Genomic DNA, 19,607 nt, shown 5'->3' on the forward strand with positions numbered 1-19,607 from the left:
TTCGTGTTTTCTCGTAAACATAGCCATTCTTTCCCACATCATCTGTCGATCTCCTCTCAATGTTCGCCAATAGTACCTTGAAAATAGCTAAGTGACAGGGCTTTTGGTATATTGATAGAAGTATAGAATTCGAGCGAAGGCGGGGGAGAAGATGGGCTTTAAAAAGAAGCAATATGTCGGCTTGGGGCTGACGGTGTTATTCTTGTTCATCTTGTTATTTACAATTTTGGCGATGATGAATTCAATCAGGGGAAACCTGCTTGAGATCGTAGAAGATCGCTATGCAAAAGTGAGCACGGTTATGGAGATCAGGAAGGAGCTTTATCAGCGGGACCGTAACCTTGTTGAGTTAATCACGGAGTACGGGGAAGAAGAAGGGTCGACAATAGAGGAAACCAATGCTTCCCTCGACCAGATGGATATTGGCAAGGCGCTGTTGGAGCTGGAAACGATCCTGAATCGGAAAACATCAAAAGTACTGGTGGTTGAAGTCCAGGACGCCTATCGGGAATATGCGGTCATGGAAAATAAAATCAACGGCCTGATCGCGAATGGAGCGAGCCAGTCTGAAGTCCGCGGCCTCTATCAGAGTGAGATGGCGACCAGGGATGTATTATTTGAAAAAATCGAGGAGTTTAAAGATTATCAGGAAGAATTGATGAACAGCGCCATGAAGGAGGCAACTGGGACTTATGATAATCTGGTCACAGGTTTGGTTGGGATGGTCATCCTGGCCATCATCCTGATAACTGGCGTGATGCTCTGGGTCATCCGGGATACGGTCGGCACGGTCCATTCCTTTACGGAGTCGATCAAGAAGGTCAATTATGATGACTTATCCTCGATTCCTCGGATGGACGATGGCATAAAGGGTGAGTTTGGCGAGATTGCCCGAGCCTATAATTCGATGGCCGTTTCCATCGAAAAGCTCACTGAGAAGGAAAAGGAATATAATGAAGAAATGCAAGAACAGAACTGGATCCAATCTAACTCCGTGGAGGTGGTGAAGCTTTATGGCAGAGAAGTGACCGTTTCTTCCCTGGCAGAAAACTTCATGAAAAAGCTGACACCTATAATGGACGGAAACCTAGGAGTTTTTTATCTTAAAGACGAATCTGCTGGAAAGCCGTATTTTAAAAAGATTGCATCCTTTGCTGATGAAGCTGGGCGTGACGGCTTTGTAGCCGGTCAAGGGATGATTGGCCAATGTGCTGAGGAAAAACGCACGGTTGTGATGGATGACATTCCTGCTGACTACAGGACAATTTCTACGGGGCTGGGTGATGCAGTGCCGAAGAGTATCGTCATGGCGCCTGTCATGTTGAAGGATGAAGTGGTTGCAGTGGTGGAAGTTGCAAGCCTGTCCAGGTTTACTCCAGCCAGCCTGAAGCTTCTTGAAAATGTACTTGAAACGCTGGGAATCGGGCTTGCCAATATTATTGGCCGAATGGAAGTAGAGCGGTTGTTGCTTGAGTCACAGGCACAGACGGAAGAGCTGCAGGCGCAATCCGAGGAATTGCAATCCCAATCCGAAGAGCTGCAGGCACAGTCAGAAGAATTGCAAATGCAGACAGAGGAGCTGCGGATGATGAATGAGCAGCTGGAGGAGCGTACACGCGATGCGGAGTTGAAATCCGAAGAACTGCAGGCGGCAAAGGAAGACCTGGAACAGAAGGCAAGAGAGCTTGAACAAAGCTCGACCTATAAATCGGAGTTCCTGGCGAATATGTCCCATGAATTGCGTACGCCATTAAACAGTATCCTTCTTCTTTCCGAGATGCTGCTTGATGATGAAGAGAACGGACTTTCCGATGAGCAAAAAGAATTCTCAAAGGTCATCCATTCGTCCGGACAGGATTTGCTGAATTTGATCAATGACATCCTGGACTTGTCCAAGGTAGAAGCCGGTAAGCTGGAAGTGAGCTTCGAAGAGGTGTTCCTTGATGAGTTTACCGAACGAATGGAGCGCCAATTTGCCCAGGCTGCAAAGAATAAAAAGATCGATTTTACCGTTGAAAAGGCGGACGATGTAACGCCAATCATCTATACAGATGAACAAAGATTGCAGCAGATTTTGAAAAATCTTCTGTCCAATGCCTTCAAGTTTACGGAAAAAGGCTCTGTCTCCGTCAAAATCGAGAAAGCGTATGGGAAGGAAACGATTGGATGTCCTCTAAAAGGGCAGTCTGATACGTGGGTGAAATTCTCGGTGACGGATTCGGGGATTGGCATTCCGAAAGATAAGCAAAGGATGATTTTTGAAGCGTTTCAGCAGGTAGACGGCGCGACCATGAGGAAGTACGGCGGCACCGGGCTCGGCCTGTCGATTTCCAGAGAGTTCGCCATGCTTCTTGGCGGGGTCTGCAAGGTGGAAAGCAAGGAAGGCGAGGGCAGCACATTCACACTCATCATCCCTAACCTGCCGGACGGCTATCCTTCCCTTGGCGGTTTTGAAGTGAACGATCAGGTGGCAGCATCCTTGGAGAGAACGGCAGCACCTGAGCCGCTTTTACCAGATCCGCCGCAAGCGGAAGAAGAAATCATTGTTGGAGAAACAACCGTCCTGACTGGTAAAACGGTTGTGATTGCGGACGATGACCACCGCAATATTTTCACCTTGAAGAATGTCCTGCAAAAAGAGGGCATGAAGGTGGTTACGGCTGACAATGGGGAAGACTGTCTTGAAAAGATGAAGGAAATCGATGCGGATATCGTCCTGATGGATATCATGATGCCGGTCATGGATGGATATGAAGCCATCAGGCAAATCCGCAGGAACGAAAATAACAAGGAGCTTCCGATCATCGCACTGACAGCAAAGGCAATGAAGGGCGACCGTGAAAAATGCCTTGATGCAGGAGCGAATGATTACATCAGCAAACCGATGAAGCTGGACCAGCTGTTGTCAGCCATGCGCGTTTGGCTGTCATAGATGCTGGGAGCCATCAGGATGAAAGCAGAGGGTTGAAAGGTGAAAAACGAAGAATTAGAACTGGAATTGCTTTTGTTGGCGATCTATCGCCTGTCCGGCTATGACTTCAGGAATTATATGCGCTCTTCGATCATGAGGAGAACGACTGCAAGAATGAATGCTGAAAAATTGTCCAGCATCACAAGCCTGACCGAAAAAATCATCCATAATGAGCGGGTTTTGGATGAGATACTCAAGGACTTTTCAATCAATGTCACTGAAATGTTCCGGGATCCTTCTTTTTTCAAAGCATTGCGCGAAGAAGTGGTTCCGCTTTTGAGGGAGCTGCCGGAGATCCGGATCTGGCATGCTGGCTGTTCGACCGGGGAAGAAGCCTATTCAATGGCGATTTTAATCGAGGAGGAGGGCCTTGCTGATCGGACAAAAATTTATGCGACAGACATGAACGAAACTGTTCTCGCGAAGGCTGAATCAGGGACAATGCCATTGCATAAAATGCAATCCTATACGAAAAATTACATCATGGCTGGCGGGAACAAATCGTTCTCTGAGTATTACGATGCGGATAGCGAATTCGCCCGCCTGAAGCATTCCTTGAAAAAGAACATCGTATTTGCCCAGCATAATCTGGTGACCGATGGTTCCTTTAACGAGTTCCATCTCATCATTTGCCGCAATGTCCTGATTTACTTCAATCTGGAGCTGCAGAAGCAGGTATTCCAGCTTTTTGATGAAAGCCTAAGTCCAAGAGGCTTTCTCGGTCTCGGAACAAAGGAAACCGTCAGGCCGGAACTTGGCTTTTTGGAAGCCTTCAATTCGAGGGAGAAACTATACCGAAAAAAATAACTAAGCATAAAGGCAGTGGATTAAAAAAAGTCCACTGCTTTTTGTGTTTTAATGGGGCTGATTTTAGTAAAATTAAGGAAAAACCAAATCGTTCTTTTTCATGATTGGGGTGGAGGTCAAAATGGCATCAGGTGTTTATACCGTTCTCTTCGTTGTCAGTATCCTATATTTAGTGCGTAAAAAGGTTGAGGAGGAGGCTAATTTCCTGCCTAAAATTATCGGATACTTTATACTGGGTTCATTGAATCTTACTTTAAATGAGGTTTCATTGCCGCTCGGTTTTTTTGTGTATTTATTGTTCTTTCGCCCAAGAGTGAATATCCGTGCAAAACAGATGGCTGCTTATCTTGGAGTGTTCGCTTTTATCCTGACCTTTTGGATTTTGCCTTTTGCGGATAACCAATTGGTAAGCCTGCCAAAATCCATCGACAGTGAACTTGGCTCCGTGTATGAAATAGATTTCAAACATGAAAATGAGCGGATTATTCATGAGATAGGACTAGAGGAGAAGGATTGGAAACTTGAGGATTTTGAAGTAGAATATGGCAAGGATAGCAGAATAATAAATTTACGATGGCAGCTCGCAATACAAAATGACAGCCATTTTGACCTCTATAAAATTCAATATGATACTGACAAGAGCAGGTATCAAGTTAGGCATAGTGAGGCCGATTCATGGCTTCAATATGATCGGTTGGTTGTGGCCTGGCGCTTCTTTGAAATTCTGGATGGATTAAATATAAAAGAAATTACTGAGGCGAAGGGAAGCTATTCATCCTATATTATCCGAAGTTCAGGGGATCGGGAGGGTTATGCGACAGAAGACCTTGCTAACATGACTGTTTTGGAAGGGGAAATACAAGAATTAGAGGATGAAGAGCTTCCGGTCGAGGGATATTCCATATCAAGCTTTGCGTTGGAGAAAACCGGCGAAGAGAGAGATGAACAAGGGATTATCACTCATGAAAGCTTTCAAAGTGTCGACTCGGCCGTTTTTTTATTTGACATCTCGGAAATAGAAGATGATTACTAGAGAGAATTACATTGGTTTGTGCAAAATGAAATTGGAGAAAGCAGCGTGGAAAATTCACGCTGCTTTTTTATCTCTTCTATTATCTCGCCTGAATCAGCACGGTGCACATATCATCTGATCCAGCTTCCTTCTGTTCCGGTGTCAGAATCAGATCAAGAGGTTCTTTGTTCCTTGCCTCATCCATAAGCTTCATGGTGATGTTTTTCAGGAATTCAGTGCCTGCTTGCTCGTATTTGTCGATGGCTTCATGGACGCCATCTGTACAGATGAGAAGCTGCAGGGAATCAGAGTAGAAGATAGTCGTCTTGTTTGTATGTATTTCAGGGAAAAATCCGACCGCACATGTATTGCTCTTCAGTTCCTCAATATGGTTACCGTCGATCATGGCGTGCGCTGTTGGGTGGCCAGCATTGATGTACTCAATTTTACGCTGCTCGGTATCGAGCGTCAGGTAAATCGCAGTAAAATAATAAGGGATTTTTTGATTATGTAGGTTTAAGGAGTTCATCCATTTGTTCAGTTCACCAATCACATACTCGGGGTCGGGATTCGAGCGGATTGCATCGCGGAGCACAGATGAGATGAACATGCATACGAGTGAAGAGGATATTCCGTGTCCCATCATATCCAGCTGGATGACAGCATATCGATGTTCGTCGATTCTGTGCCAGTAATAAAGATCTCCGGCCAGCTTGTACGCCGGCAAATAGGAGGCTTTTATCAGAAGGTTATCCTCCTCGACAGGCTCGCTGAGCAGACTGGTCTGGACCTGCATCGAAAGTTCAAGCTCGTTGACAATTTTCTCTTCCTGCTTTTTGTGCCAATCTTTTTCATATTTCAGCCTTAGTGCGACCCTGATTCGGGCTAGCAGTTCTGTTTTCTTGATTGGCTTCATTAGATAATCCATTCCGCCGGCATCCAACGCCTCCACAACCTTGTCCGTATCTTCAAGGGCGGTGACGAAGATAACCGGAATATCCTTTAAATGGGGATTCTCCTGAAGGCGCCGGCATGCTTCGATTCCATCCACTTCAGGCATCATGATATCCATGAGGATCACATTCACCTGTTCAGCGATGATATAAGGATGATCCGATTCAAGATAGCCGAATAAATCATGAGCCGACGTGAACGAAAGATGATCTTTGTAACCGGCCCGGTTCAATAACTTTTCAATGACAAATAAATTCGCTTCATTATCATCGACGATCAGAATACTCATATGTAATCCCTCTCCAAAACAAATTCAACATACTTATATACCTATTTTACCACCTGGCTAAACCTTTTTTTAAGCAGCAAACTTCAGAAACTGATTTTTTCTTACATCTCTATCAGAATTATTTTGGAAAAAAATGAAACACCTGGAATCAATCCCCGTCTAATTTTTTACAAGGGGGCTGAAAAGAGATGAAAAAATGGTGGTTTCTGGGTGGTTTAGTACTGGTTTCACTTGCATTAGTGGCTTTTTATTCACTGTCCCAGTTCAAAGTGGTGAATGCATGGGAAGAGGAGCATGTGGTGTTGCCGAACAAGGTCTGGCAGCTGCAATTTTCTGATAAGATTTCTGAAAAAAGTCTCGACTCGAACTTGATTTATATCACAAATGATCAAGGTGAAAAGCTCGACACGAGGATCGAGCTGGGGGACGACCGGAAATCCGTTTACATCCATCCGCCGGAAAACGGGTATGATCCTAAAGCAAAGGAATATACCGTTCATTTTAAAAAGGGAATTAAATCTGCACTGGGTAGGGAGCTGAATTCTGCCCAGTCGTGGAAGTTTGTTGTAAAAGAAACACTTCCGACTGTCGGCACACAGGAAAATCTGGCGGGTTATTTTGAAAAAATCCTTGATGAAGAAAAGAAGGAACGTGGCTGGTTTGGCGGAGTGAAGGATTCCTTCAAGTCTAGTGAAGATAAAGCGTCAGAGGAATCATTAGCGGCGGATAAGTCGGCAGGAGGCGGGGAAGTATCCGAAACGAATGTCCAGGTCCAGGGCGTTGATGAAGCAGATATCGTCAAAACTGATGGGAAGAGCATTTTTCAGGCTGAGTATGATAAAGTGCGAGTCATCCAGGCGGTACCTGGCGCCCAGATGAAGGTTTTATCGACAATCCGCTATGATCAGAATTTTTCACCGAACCAGTTGTTCCTGCAGGATGATCAGCTGGTGGTCATCGGGTATCAGTACAATGATATCCACAAGTCATATGAAGATGCCGCCAAAGATTCGCTGATTGCCCCGATGATGCAGACAACGGCAATCATTGTCTATGATGTGAAAAATCCTGCTGATCCGAAACAGATTCGTGAAGTCAAGGTTGAAGGTTCATATGTATCGGCAAGGAAGGTGGAGAACCTTGTCTATCTCGTCACGCAGCATTACCCGGATTATTGGCTGTTAAAGGGGAACCGGAAGATTGATATCCGGCCGAAATTCACCGATACAGTTTTAGGTTCAGAGGAAAAAACAATTACGTATGACGATATTCATTATTTTCCAGAATCCCGTCAGCCGAACTATACCATGATTGCCGCGCTTGATCTCGACCAGCCGAAAAAGGAAGTCGCCATGACGGCCTATCTTGGCAGCGGCAACCAGCTGTATATGTCGAAGGATAACCTCTATCTAGCTGTTGAAAATTACGGCGATATGGATTACAAAGAGCGCGGAGTCCTTGCGCCAGACACCGATGTCCATAAGTTTGCGATTAAAGGCGTGGAGGTCAAATATCACAGCTCCGCCACCGTACCGGGAACTGTGCTGAACCAGTTCTCGATGGATGAGCATAACGGTTATTTCCGTGTCGTGACAACAAAGGGCTATGCCTGGGATGAGAAGCGGCCATCCTCCAACCAGCTCTATATTCTTGATAAAAACTTGAAGGAGACCGGGAAGATCGAGGAACTGGCGCGAGGGGAGAGAATCTATTCCGCCAGGTTCATGGGTGACCGTATTTATATGGTTACGTTTAAAGAAACCGATCCGCTGTTCGTATTCGATGCAAGCGACCCTGCCAATCCGAAAGTGCTGGGTGAATTGAAAATCCCAGGCTTCAGTAATTACCTGCATCCATATGATGAAAACCATATCATCGGATTTGGCCAGGATACGAAAATCGTCTCTGAAAAAGGCTTCTCGCAGCCGCGGATCCTGACCAATGGCGTCAAGATTTCGCTATTCGATGTCAGCGATATGAGCAACCCGAAAGAGAAATTCACTGAGGTGATTGGCGGCCGGGGCACGTACTCACCGTTGAATGATGACCATAAAGCTTTGCTGTTCAGTAAAGACAAAGACATTTTTGCCTTCCCGATCTCCGTTTACCAGAACAGCGACAAGAGCGAATACGAACAAATCTTTGAGTATCAGGGAGCCTATGTTTATAGTATCAATCCAGCGACTGGGTTCAAGCTGAAGTCAAAAGTTACCCATATTAACGGCGACATGCCGTATTACGAAGACTGGGAACACCAGATCCAGCGCCTGCTTTATATCGGGGACACACTTTACGCCGTTTCAGCAGAGAAGATTACGAGTCATAAAATCGGCAGCTATGAAAAGGTTGGGGAACTGGAGTTTTAACTAGCAAGCCGGTTTCATTTAGCTAACACCCATAGAGAAGGCTCTTTTGCACCAAGCGCAAAAGAGCCTTTTTGGCATCCAACGAAGAAGAGCCAATCTAGCACCTTGCGCAGGAGAGCCTTTCTAGCACTCAATACAGAAGAGTCATTTTGTATCCAACGCAGAAGAGTCTTTCTTGCACCCTACGCAGGAGAGCCTTTCTAGCTTTTAATTCCCCAATCCAGCTGAATTCTGCAGGACAATCCTCCAGCCATCCGGATCGGCAATCGTCACACCGGCCTTTTTCCAATAAGGGTTTTCCGGCTCGACTTCCGGATAGCCCATCTCATGCAGCCGCTTGGCGATGGTGTCGCGGGCTTCCTTATCGGGAATGTAGAAGACGAATAGATTGTCTTCGGTTGGAGCAGGGCAAGGGCTGCCGTTTTCATGCTGAGTGAATTCCAGGTGATAGCTGAAATCTGGCAGACCAAGCATGACGCCATCATACCCATCATGTTTTTCAAATCCCCCAACGACTTCAAGTCCAAGTCCATCGCGGTAAAATTCAACTACTTTTTCTAATTGATCTGTTGGCCGGGCAATCCGGAATTGGACAGCAGGCATTTTTTTTGACCAAATTTTTTTCACTGTTAGCACCTCAATTTATTTTATAGGTTTATTTTACAATAAGGGCAGCTAAAGAGATTCAGAGAGAAGCAGGAATTTTACTCAGACTTTAGTTGTAGAAATATTAAAAGGCCAGCCCCTGGGAAAGGGCTGACCTAAATTTTTTATACAAACAGGCTAAGCAGAAGGATAAATCCTAATCCAGCAACGGAAATGATTGTTTCTAATAGTGTCCACGTTGCGAATGTTTCTTTCATGCTAAGACCGAAGTATTCTTTGAACATCCAAAAGCCAGCGTCGTTTACGTGTGACGCGATCAAGCTTCCTGCTCCTGTTGCAAGTACGACCAGGGCCAGGTTCACGTCTGTCTGGCCAAGTAGTGGAATCACAAGACCAGCTGTTGTTAAAGCAGCAACCGTTGCGGATCCAAGTGAGATACGCAGGATGGCTGCAATGATCCAGGCAAGCAGGATAGGTGAAAGTGAAGTGCCTTTGAACAGTTCTGCTACATAGTCACCAACACCGCCATTGATCAAAACTTGCTTGAAAGCGCCGCCTCCACCAATGATCAAGAGCATCATACCGATGTGAGAGATGGCTGTTGTACAAGAATCCATCACTGTTTTAATAGGGATGTTCCTGGCAATCCCCATTGTGTAAATCGCTACTAACAGGGAGAGCAGCATGGCTGTTCCTGCGTCACCGATGAACTGGATTGCAGCGAGGAAGCCATTGCTCTCGAATCCCATTGTTTTTTGCAGTAAAGAAATGATTGTTGCGATGGACATCAAAATGACTGGCAATAATGCAGTGAAAACGCTGATGCCGAAACCAGGTGTTTCTTCTAGCTTGAATGTCTTTTGTTCGCCTAGTGAAGCGATGTTTCCTGTCTTGTTAAAAGATTCTGGTACTAGTTTTTTAGCGATTTTCGTGAATACTGGACCTGCCAGAATGACAGTTGGAATCGCAATGATAAAGCCGTAAAGCAATACTTCACCAATGTTTGCGCCATATTCACCAGCAATAACTGTTGGTCCTGGGTGAGGCGGCAGGAAGCCGTGTGTAACAGATAAAGCGGCAGTCATTGGAATACCAAGATATAAAATCGAAATCTTTAATTCTCTTGAAATCGCGAACACGATTGGAATCAATAGTACTAAACCTACTTCGAAAAATAGAGCAACACCGATAATGAATGAAGCAGCAACAACTGCCCACTGAATGTTCTTTTCACCAAACTTATTCACAAGCGTCATCGCGATTCGCTGGGCACCACCGGAATCTGCGATCAATTTACCAAGCATAGCACCAAGACCAAAAATCAGTGCCAGGTGACCAAGCGTTCCGCCTAAACCAGCTTCGATTGTCTTTACGATTTCTTCAAGCGGCATTCCCAATGCAAGAGCAACACCAAATGAAACGATAATCAAGGAAATGAATGTGTTGAGCTTAAAACCCATGATCAATAATAATAATGCTAAAATTCCAATTGCTACAATAACCAATGGCATTGTAATTTCCCCCCTAAATGTATATATATTACCCGCATGAAGCGGGGTGTTCCCTTTGTGAAAAAGCCGGTTTTGCTAAAATAAAGCGCTGCCATTTTGGAAAGGGGAGCAGACGTCCCCTTATTTAATCAAGCTTCTTTGGTAGTTTGCAATTCTTGAATAATCTTGCTCCAATGCACGAGATAAGCTGATGAAAATTGGTACGAGCTGCCTGTATTCCTTTGCTGCCTCTTCATCTGGCGTATGCTTGTGAGTGCTGCCGATCATCTCGGAAGCCACTTCAAAGGAATCGATTTTTCCAGTGGCATAAAGTCCGAGGATGCAAGCGCCAAGGCATGAGCTTTCATAGCTTTCAGGCACGACCACCTCAAGGTCGAAAATGTCAGACATCATCTGGCGCCAGACATCGGACCTTGCGAAACCGCCGGTAGCCTGGATTCTTGTAACCGGGCTCTCCATCGCTTCAGTTAGAGCTAAAAATACTGTATATAGATTGAAAATAACTCCTTCTAATGCAGCACGGATCATGTGCTCTTTTTTATGGGACATCGTAAGTCCAAAGAAGGAGCCGCGCACATCAGGATTCCATAATGGAGCACGTTCGCCGGCGAGGTATGGGTGGAACAGCAATCCCTCTGATCCAGGCCTTACACGCTCAGCGATCTTCGTTAACACATTGTAAGGGTCGATTCCCAGGCGTTTTGCCGTCTCGACTTCGGATGCAGCGAACTCATCCCTGATCCAGCGAAAGACCATCCCGCCATTATTAACAGGCCCGCCAATCACCCAGTGGTTTTCGGTCAAGGCGTAACAGAAAATCCTGCCTTTTTCATCGGTTTGCGGCTGGTCGATGATTGTGCGGATCGCACCGCTTGTCCCAATCGTCACCGCGATCTCACCTTTGCCAATCGCATTCACTCCGAGGTTGGAAAGAACACCGTCACTTGCGCCGATGACAAAAGGAGTTTGCGGGTCAATACCAAGTTGCTTCGCAATTTCAGGATTAATGCCTGTGAAAACCTTTGTTGTCGATACAAGCTCGGATAATTGGTTTCTGGTGATTCCGGCAATTTGAAGGGCCTCTTCATCCCAATCAAGCTTTTTGAGATTCATCATCCCCATTGCCGATGCAAGCGAGTGGTCCACCACATACTGGTCAAAGAACTTTTTAAAAATGAATTCCTTGATGCCGATGTATTTTTTCGTTTTTGCAGCAATATCGGGACGCTCGTTCACGATCCAGGTGATCTTGCTTAACGGCGACATCGGATGGATTGGCGTTCCTGTCCGCTTGTAAATTTCATGCCCGTTCAGCTCAGCTTTGATTTTGTGTGCCCATGCTTCACTGCGGTTATCCGCCCAGGTAATGCATGGCGTAAGCGGCTCATCATTTTCATCAATAGCGATGACACTGTGCATCGCGCTGCTGAATGAGATGAACGCCAGCTTTTTTTGCTTATGGTGCTTCATAATTTTTGTGACGGCCGTCAGGACTGCCATATATATTTCTTCCGGGTCTTGCTCGGCTGTTGAAATATCCGGTGTATAAAGAGGGTAGCCAACGTTCTCCTGCAGGATGACTTCACCTTTTTCACTGAATAGAACAGCCTTGGTACTTGTGGTGCCGATATCGACTCCCAGCATATACTCAGTCATTTTTTTCAACTCCCTTGGAAAGCGTCTGCTGCGATATCCAAAGGTCCTCAACTTTACCTTGAACATCATCAAAATTTTGGTGTAAGGATTTAATCATAAGTTCGCGATTCTTCGTTTTGATGGCTTCAATATAAAGCTCGTGATTTTCGAGGATGCGATCGAAATCTTCGTACTTTTCTTCGATCCTTGCGCGCATCGATAAAAGAATGAACGCTTCCATAACCGGTTTCGTGTTATCCCAGATCATTCTGATATGGGAATGATTGATGGCCCTAATGATCGTCTCATGGAAGAGCACATCCTGGAGGCTGAACTCGTCAGCGTCCTTGTACTTGATGGCGATTTTCATCATTTCGAGGATTTTGCTCAACTCAGTTACAAGATTTGAAGTATCTATTTTTATCAGTCGTTCAAAAACAAATGATTCAATCAATAAGCGGACGTCATAAATCTCCTCAACATCCTTTTCGGTCAAGCCAATGACTATAGCGCCCATTCTTTCCAGCCGAATCAAGTTTTCAGCCGCGAGGATTTTCAGCGCTTCACGAATGGGTGAGCGGCTGACCCCAAAGTCCGCAGCTAATTTGTTTTCCGAAAGGGTGGCACCGCTTTCAATCAATCCCGAAATAATCTGCATCCGCAGCTCACTCGCGACACGATCACCGGTCGACGCCTTCGAAAGCCATTTTTGAGGATAAAGAAATTCATTTTTTTCAGTCATTTCCTCACCTTCCTGGTTAATCAAGTATACTTGTATACAAGTATTATAAAACGAATTTTAGAAATTGCAAGCGTTTTCTACTGTGATTATTTTGCCAAATTAGTTTGGTTTCATTCTCGATAGAAAAGGAGGTGGAATTAAATAAAGAAGAAAAAATGTGCACGGTTAAGGGAAGTAAGAGAAAAACCGTTCAAATAAAGAAGAGATATGTGCCCGGTTAAGGGAAGTAGGAGAAAAACCGGTCAAATAAAGAAGAGTTATGTGCCCGGTTAAGGGAAGTAGGAGAAAAACCGGTCAAATAAAGAAGAGTTATGTGACCGGTTAAGGGAGGTAAGAGAAAAACCGGTCAAATAAAGAAGAGATATGTGACCGGTTAAGGGAGGTAAGAGAAAAACCGGTCAAATAAAGAAGAGATATGTGCCCAGTTAGGGGAAGTAAGAGAAAAACCGGTCACATAAAGATGAGATATATGACCGGTTAAGGAAAGAAAAAGGGAAACGGGTCAAATAAATTGCCAAGAGGAGATAAAACTTCCCCTTGGCTAAAGTCCGTGTAGAAATTATTACTCGTAATAAGTAGATTTGCATTCGCCGTTGGCTGATAGATTGTTTTTTAAAACTCTTCTAATAGATTTCCTTGGTAGGTCTCCGTTGCTCCAATCATATATGATGGTTGTGGTTACTCTTCGATCGGGAAACAGTATTTGAAAACTTTTTAACGTTTGTAAAACAAGGGATTCAATAGAGTCACGTGCCCCACAGTGACTGCATACAAATCTTTTTTGTCCCAATGAATCCAAAAACCCCCCACACCCCTCACAAACAACCCCTTTCCTCAACCCATCAAATTCGTACCCTGGCACTCTGGTAAACGGTGATTTCTTAATATGCAAGGACAAGAGGGCCTCGGCGAGTTTGGTATGTTTGTTTGTTAGTTTTGAGGAGGTTCTGTTCATCCTATCCATAAATCGGTTCAGTTGGGTTGGCAAAATAATGGGTGATTTCAGTGGTGCTTGCAGAAGGGTGAATTCCGGGTTGATGAACACGAGGTGTGGTTCGAGAGGGATGTAGAATCCTAGATTCTTCAGCAGTTGTTTTAGCAGGGATTCGGCACGGCTTAGCTGGTGGAGGGGGTTTTTGGTTTCAGCACCGGCGGCGGTTTTAAATTTGTCTCCATCTAAATAGTAGTCTCCTTCTAAATTTTTCACTTCGAAAAGGTGGAGCCGATCCTGGGTAATCACGAGGGAATCGATTTGAAAGAGGGTGCCATTCACTTCCAGTAAAAGGTCGTTGATAATCAGACTCTCCACTCGGCAGTTCGTGAACCAATGGTCAAATTGCACTTCGCCTTCATAGCCCTTCTCCAGCGTGAACAAGTTCAATGCCACTTTCTCTTCCAGCTCCATCCGGGGCTTCAACGCTTGTAAAATCTCTAATTCTTCTGGTTTGGTCCGTTCTTTAACGATCATTTTCCACTTCCTTTCTTCCTTCATTTTAAAAGAATCCAAAATAAAAATCAGTGAACATTCTGGGGCATTTATGATACTATTAAGCTAATTTCATATGATCTTATCAGATCGGTGAGGTAGAGGAGCGAACAACAAGAGTAGGCCATCGGAGATAGACAATCAATGATGGTGGCTGGAAGGGTTGTTTGCCGAAGCGTGGCCAGGGTCAGACTGGTTACTGCTGGGATGCTTTCTGAAAAAGGAGCAGACTGTCATGCTTGAATTGGCGCATGGAGAACTACTGATCGAAATGGGAGATAACGTGTATTGTAAAAGCAATGACCGGTTATTTCTGCCGTTGCTTTTTATAGACAAGAGCTTTTCCTCCATTCCTTCTATTAAACTCCACTCCCGGGCATGTGCCTCTCCTGGCTTTCATTTTACCAAAAAGGAGAGAATCATCTTGAGAACCATCTACAAAAATGGCACCATCTATACATTCAATTCACTTAACCCAATTGTTCAGGCTGTGGTCATTGAAAATGGCCGGTTCATCGATATGGGAACTTCTGCGGATATGGTGCTGCATTGGGGCAGCCAGGCACAAATTATCGACCTCGAAGGGAAAACAGCCACCCCTGGCCTGATCGACAGCCATCTTCACCTATCGATCATGGCAGATAGTTTTATCAACCTAGACTTTGTCGGGATCACAACCAAGCAGGGGATGCTAAAAAAAATACAGGAAAAAGCAAACCAGCTTAAGCCGGGCGAATGGATTGTCGGCTCAAGCTGGGACGAGAACCTTTTTACCGACGGAGGGATTCCGACAATTACAGAGCTGGATTATGTCGCGCCGGCAAACCCGCTATTTTTAACAAGAACGTGTTTGCATGCGACGCTAGTCAATAGCAAGGCGCTTGAGGTGAGCGGCTATCATCCGGGCATGAGTGTTCCAGAAGGGGGCACAATCGTACTGGATGAAAACACGAAGCAGCCGACTGGATTGTTCCTGGAGTCAGCGGCAAATCTCGTCAGACATTATATTCCAGAGCGCTCCTACCAAGATTGGAAGAAAGCGATGCGCCAGACGATGCAATTTGCGATCAGCAAGGGGCTAACAAGCGTGCATACGAATGATCCGCTGTATCTCGGCGGATTGGAGCAGACATGGAATCTTTTCAATGAGCTGTTAAATGGAGAGCAGCTTGGTTTGCGCAGCAATCTCCTGATCAACCATGAATTTTTACCAGACTTAAAAGAAGCGGGAATGTACACTGGATACGGGAATGATACACTGCGAATCGGCGCTGTGAAAATTTTTGCCGATGGAGCGTTTGGTAGGAGAACGGCGCTCCTGACAGAACCATATAGCGATGCGCCGGGACACTACGGCGATGCGATGTATGACCAGGAACAGCTATATGAAATCGTAAAAGGGGCGCGTGATCTGGACATGCCGATTGCAGTCCATACGATTGGTGACCAGGCACTGGAAAATGTCCTTGATGTGCTGGACAAGTTCCCGGCTGCAGCCTATCGCGACCGTTTGATCCATGCACAGGTTTTAAGAGAGGAATTAATTCCACGTCTCAAGGCACCTAGCAGGATTGCCGACATTCAGCCGCGTTTCCTTGCGAGTGACTTCCCATGGGTCCAGGAACGACTTGGCGAAAAACGGATCAAGCTTTCCTACGCATGGAAAACCTTGATGGAAGCTGGCGTGATTTGCGCTGGCGGATCAGATGCTCCAGTAGAACCGGTCGACCCGATTCTCGGAATCCATGCGGCAGTGACACGCAAAAAGCCGGGTGAAAACCACGAGGGTTATGTACCTGAGCAAAAATTATCAATGTTCGATGCATTCCGCCTGTTCACCGAACTCGGAGCCTATCCAACAAATGAAGAGACGGTAAAAGGCACAATCGCCCGAGGGAAATTTGCGGATATGACTGTGTATTCATCCAACCCATTTGAAATGGCCGATCCAGACGAATTATTATCCATGAACATCGATATGACAATCATCGGCGGGGAAATCAAATATCGCAGTCTCTCATAAGCATAGGAACGGTTCTTCTGCTTCCATTCGAAAGTAGGAGTTCCGTTCTTTTTAGTTTTATGGCTAAAGTCCTAAAATTTTCTGAAATCGAACCGAAATAATTAATATGAAGAGAAACGGTAATTGACTATATTGCTGGACGGGAGAGCGGAAAATGAAATTCAGGAAGAGTTTTGCGAGAAAACCACAGATGAAGTTTGGTGTTCGGGCCAAGTTATTGGCGGGCTTTTTTTCGGTTTTGGCTTTGTTGGCAGTCGTGGCAATCATCACGAATTTCGAATTTAACAAGATGAATAGTCAGTATTCTACGTCGATTGAAGACCGGATGGGGAAGCTGAATTTGATTGTCGAAATGAAGGATGCCGTCATGCGGGAGCAGCTTGCGCTTCAAAAATACATGGCAAATAGTGATGGTGAGAGCCTGATCGAATTTGAAGGAGCGGTAGAGGATTTTGCTAAGAGCTCAAAGAAGTACTTGAGCTCAGCAAAATCCGCTGAAGAGAAGAAAGTGGGAGAGAATCTGGTCGCGGCTGAGGCGCAATATTATGATGTCGCTTCAGAAGCCTTTACTCTCATCCGGGATGAACAAACGGTAAAGGTAAGGCTTTTAATGCAGGAAAAAGGAAATAAGCTTATCTTTAGCTTGAATTCAGCAGCCGAAGATGCGATTAAGTACCAGCAAGATGCCCTGAATACAACGAGTGAAACCCTTTCCGGAAATGTCCAGAAGGTAGCCTTGCTCATCATCGCGCTCTCTGTGGCGGCATTTGTCATTGGGACTGTGATTGCTACATATATTAGCAGAATGATTTCAAAACCTGTCCAGCTTGTCTCTCAGGCAGCAAAGCAATTAGCTGACGGAAATCTGGCCATTGAAAAAATCAATGTGAAGAATACAGATGAAATCGGGCAATTAGCAACTGATTTCAATGAGATGGCAACAAATTTAAGGAATATCATTTTTCAGGTGAGCAGCACTTCCGAGCAGGTTGCGGCATCAGCTGAGGAGATGATGGCTAGTGCGGACCAGACGAATTCTGCCACGAACCAGGTGGCGACAGCCATCCAGGAAGTCGCCGGCGGTGCAGAGCTACAAAGCAAGAATACAGAGGAAAGCGCGAAGGCAGTAGGAGAGATGTCTAGTGCCATCCAGCGTGTCGCGGTTACGACTTCCACAGTTGCAGAGTCTGCGGTTGATACGACGAAACAGGCAACACTTGGCCATGATTCTCTGGAAAAAGTCATTGAAAAGATGAAAACAATCAACCATACAACGAGTGAAACAAATTCTGTCATCAAGGATCTGGACCGAAAATCGGCTGAAATCGGCAAAATCATCGAGGTCATTACAGGCATCGCTGACCAGACGAATTTACTGGCGCTCAACGCCGCCATTGAAGCAGCAAGAGCAGGCGAGCACGGAAAAGGGTTTGCTGTTGTCGCAGATGAAGTCAGGAAGCTGGCTGAACTTTCAAGGCAGTCTGCCAGCCAGATTTCCAGCTTGATTGAAGTCATCCAAAAAGAAACCCATCAGGTCGTCGAGATGATGAATAAAGGGGCAGCTGAAATTTCCGAAGGAACATCATTGGTTGAGGATACAGGCCGGATATTCGATGAGATTTTAAAATCGATTGAGAATGTCAGCTCGGAAATCCAGGAGGTCTCCGCGATTTCTGAAGAAATGTCGGCAAGCGTCATGCAGGTGAATGCTTCGATCGAGGAGGTAACAAAAATTGCCCGCGGCTCCGTCGCAAGCACGGCGGAAATCGCTTCGGCCACGGAAGAGCAGCTTGCCTCCATGGAAGAGGTATCCTCATCTTCCGCTTCACTCGCGAGGCTGGCAGAGAGCTTGAGGGAAATGGTAGCAAAATTTAAGGTTTAATATGTCTAGTGAAGAGCATGGGATTGGAGAATCTCATGCTCTTCTTTTTTTAGTAAAAAAGTGCATTTGTTCAGAGTGGCAACTCATGAATACAGATAAGAAACAGTCTCCCTTACAGGTATTCGCCCAAGCCAAAACCGTGATAAATGCATATAAAGGTAGTGGATACAAAATAGAGAAGAGGGAGGTAAGCCGTATGTACGCATACAGACATCCTTATCGAATGCAGGACCAGAGGTGGGGATTTGGATTACCGTTTTTAGGTGGTTTGGCTGGTGGATTATTGGGAGGCGCTTTATTTTACCCGCGGCCGTTTTATGGTGGTTATGGCTATGGTTACGGATATCCGATGTACCCATGCTGTGGGCCTGGATTTTATTACTAAAAAGCAACCAAAAGGGAGCAAGCCGCCTGGCCTGCTCCCTTTTTATATTTCGAGGACTTGAGCTTTTCTCATTAACTGATATACGCTTTCTTAACCTGATGCTTGTCCATGAATTCGAGGGATAGCTCGTTGAAATCATCGGCCTTCTCGATATTGCAGACATGTCCGCATTGTTCAAGGATGACCAGCTCCGAGCTTTTATCGCTGCGGAGGTCCTCGGTTAATTCGCGGACAAACATATGGTCCTCGGCCCCTGATATATAGAGCTTTGGGACATCCTCACTTTTTTCCTGGACCTTGCTGTAGGTGGCTTTGACATCACCGGCAAGATGATACCAGGCGAGGAAGTTTTTCCGCTTCATCTTATATGCCTCCTGGATGAAAAAACGGCGCGAATCTTTATGGTTGTCCTTCGGCATCAAAACCAGGGCCAGAATGCGGTACAGCCACATAAAAGGGATGAAGTCCTTAATTATCCCTGCCAATTTGATCAAAGATTTTGCGAACAGGTTGAACCTGGTGATGGCGCCTCCCAGAACGGCGGACCTGACTCGATCCGGGCGTGTCTGCAGAAGATGATGGACGATGATCGAACCCAGCGAAATCCCGACAAAATGCGCTTTTCGAATCGAGAGATGATCAAGGGTGCGCAGGATTTCCCGGACAATAACGTCAAAGGAAAACCCATCTTTATACGAGTCTATGTCTGGTGATTTTCCATGGCCAGGCATATGGATCGCAACAATATGATATTTTTTCAGGAAAGGTTTCAACTGTTTGTAAAAAATGTTCGAGTTCCCGCCAATCCCGTGCAGCAGCACAATATACTCCGAGCCGCGGCCCTTATATAACTTGTAATCCAGCATCAGATTCTCCTTAGTCGTTCTAGGTGTGTTCATTAATAATACCCTTGATAGCGCTGTCAGTAAACGATTAAG

14 protein-coding genes and 1 riboswitch are annotated in these 19,607 nt (G+C 45.5%); of the genes, 7 read left to right on the forward strand and 7 right to left on the reverse strand.

All coding sequences use genetic code 11. The annotated features are described in order from the left end of the window. Window positions 1–151 precede the first annotated feature (151 nt). The 3 genes from M3593_RS17945 to M3593_RS17955 all read left to right on the forward strand — a co-directional run bounded on the left by M3593_RS17945 (window position 152) and on the right by M3593_RS17955 (window position 4,811). Window positions 152–2,932, forward strand: coding sequence for a response regulator (locus M3593_RS17945; protein WP_144475337.1), 2,781 nt, complete (start codon window positions 152–154; stop codon window positions 2,930–2,932). Between the two features lie 39 nt (window positions 2,933–2,971). Beyond that, complete coding sequence (locus M3593_RS17950; RefSeq protein WP_144475336.1) at window positions 2,972–3,778, forward strand: CheR family methyltransferase; 807 nt, start codon at window positions 2,972–2,974, stop codon at window positions 3,776–3,778. A 121-nt stretch (window positions 3,779–3,899) separates the two neighbouring features. Next, complete coding sequence (locus M3593_RS17955) at window positions 3,900–4,811, forward strand: hypothetical protein (protein WP_144475335.1); 912 nt, start codon at window positions 3,900–3,902, stop codon at window positions 4,809–4,811. Between the two features lie 79 nt (window positions 4,812–4,890). Here M3593_RS17955 and M3593_RS17960 read toward each other — a convergent pair whose 3' ends face one another. After that, complete coding sequence (locus M3593_RS17960; protein WP_144475334.1) at window positions 4,891–6,033, reverse strand: PP2C family protein-serine/threonine phosphatase; 1,143 nt, start codon at window positions 6,031–6,033, stop codon at window positions 4,891–4,893. 188 nt (window positions 6,034–6,221) lie between these two features. On the opposite strand from M3593_RS17960, the gene M3593_RS17965 reads away from it, so the two are divergent. Then, entirely contained in the window at window positions 6,222–8,399 is a 2,178-nt protein-coding gene (locus M3593_RS17965) for a beta-propeller domain-containing protein (protein ID WP_251543340.1), read from the forward strand. A 207-nt stretch (window positions 8,400–8,606) separates the two neighbouring features. Here the strand turns inward: M3593_RS17965 and M3593_RS17970 are convergent, their stop codons facing one another. The 5 genes from M3593_RS17970 to M3593_RS17990 all read right to left on the reverse strand — a co-directional run bounded on the left by M3593_RS17970 (window position 8,607) and on the right by M3593_RS17990 (window position 14,361). Beyond that, a complete protein-coding gene (locus tag M3593_RS17970) occupies window positions 8,607–9,002 on the reverse strand; it encodes a VOC family protein (RefSeq protein WP_144475556.1) in 396 nt (131 codons plus the stop codon). Window positions 9,003–9,169: 167 nt separating this feature from the next. Further along, window positions 9,170–10,516 (reverse strand): GntP family permease, encoded by a 1,347-nt coding sequence (locus M3593_RS17975; RefSeq protein WP_144475332.1) that lies wholly within the window; start codon window positions 10,514–10,516, stop codon window positions 9,170–9,172. Between the two features lie 120 nt (window positions 10,517–10,636). Continuing rightward, window positions 10,637–12,172, reverse strand: coding sequence for a gluconokinase (gene gntK / locus M3593_RS17980; RefSeq protein ID WP_251543338.1), 1,536 nt, complete (start codon window positions 12,170–12,172; stop codon window positions 10,637–10,639). After that, window positions 12,165–12,893, reverse strand: coding sequence for a GntR family transcriptional regulator (locus M3593_RS17985; protein WP_144475330.1), 729 nt, complete (start codon window positions 12,891–12,893; stop codon window positions 12,165–12,167). Before M3593_RS17985 ends, gntK begins: the two co-directional genes overlap by 8 nt. 562 nt (window positions 12,894–13,455) lie before the next feature. After that, the gene (locus M3593_RS17990; protein WP_251543335.1) at window positions 13,456–14,361 is read right to left on the reverse strand and encodes a nuclease-related domain-containing protein; all 906 of its coding nucleotides are present in this window, start codon (window positions 14,359–14,361) and stop codon (window positions 13,456–13,458) included. Between the two features lie 109 nt (window positions 14,362–14,470). Continuing rightward, window positions 14,471–14,649: riboswitch (Lysine riboswitch) on the forward strand. Window positions 14,650–14,800: 151 nt separating this feature from the next. On the opposite strand from M3593_RS17990, the gene M3593_RS17995 reads away from it, so the two are divergent. The 3 genes from M3593_RS17995 (at window position 14,801) to M3593_RS24380 (ending at window position 18,730) form a co-directional block, all read left to right on the forward strand. Beyond that, window positions 14,801–16,402, forward strand: a complete 1,602-nt coding sequence (locus tag M3593_RS17995; protein WP_483308927.1) for an amidohydrolase — start codon at window positions 14,801–14,803, stop codon at window positions 16,400–16,402. 154 nt (window positions 16,403–16,556) lie between these two features. After that, window positions 16,557–18,284: a methyl-accepting chemotaxis protein gene (locus M3593_RS18000; RefSeq protein WP_144475328.1), complete on the forward strand. Its 1,728-nt coding sequence runs from the start codon at window positions 16,557–16,559 to the stop codon at window positions 18,282–18,284. 275 nt (window positions 18,285–18,559) lie between these two features. Next, entirely contained in the window at window positions 18,560–18,730 is a 171-nt protein-coding gene (locus tag M3593_RS24380) for a hypothetical protein (protein ID WP_186326672.1), read from the forward strand. 10 nt (window positions 18,731–18,740) lie between these two features. Here M3593_RS24380 and M3593_RS18010 read toward each other — a convergent pair whose 3' ends face one another. Next, window positions 18,741–19,568 (reverse strand): alpha/beta fold hydrolase, encoded by an 828-nt coding sequence (locus M3593_RS18010; RefSeq protein WP_251665128.1) that lies wholly within the window; start codon window positions 19,566–19,568, stop codon window positions 18,741–18,743. Window positions 19,569–19,607: the final 39 nt, after the last annotated feature.

This window comes from Mesobacillus sp. MER 48 (genome assembly GCF_023714225.1).
In the GTDB taxonomy this organism is placed as follows: domain Bacteria; phylum Bacillota; class Bacilli; order Bacillales; family Cytobacillaceae; genus Mesobacillus; species Mesobacillus oceanisediminis_A.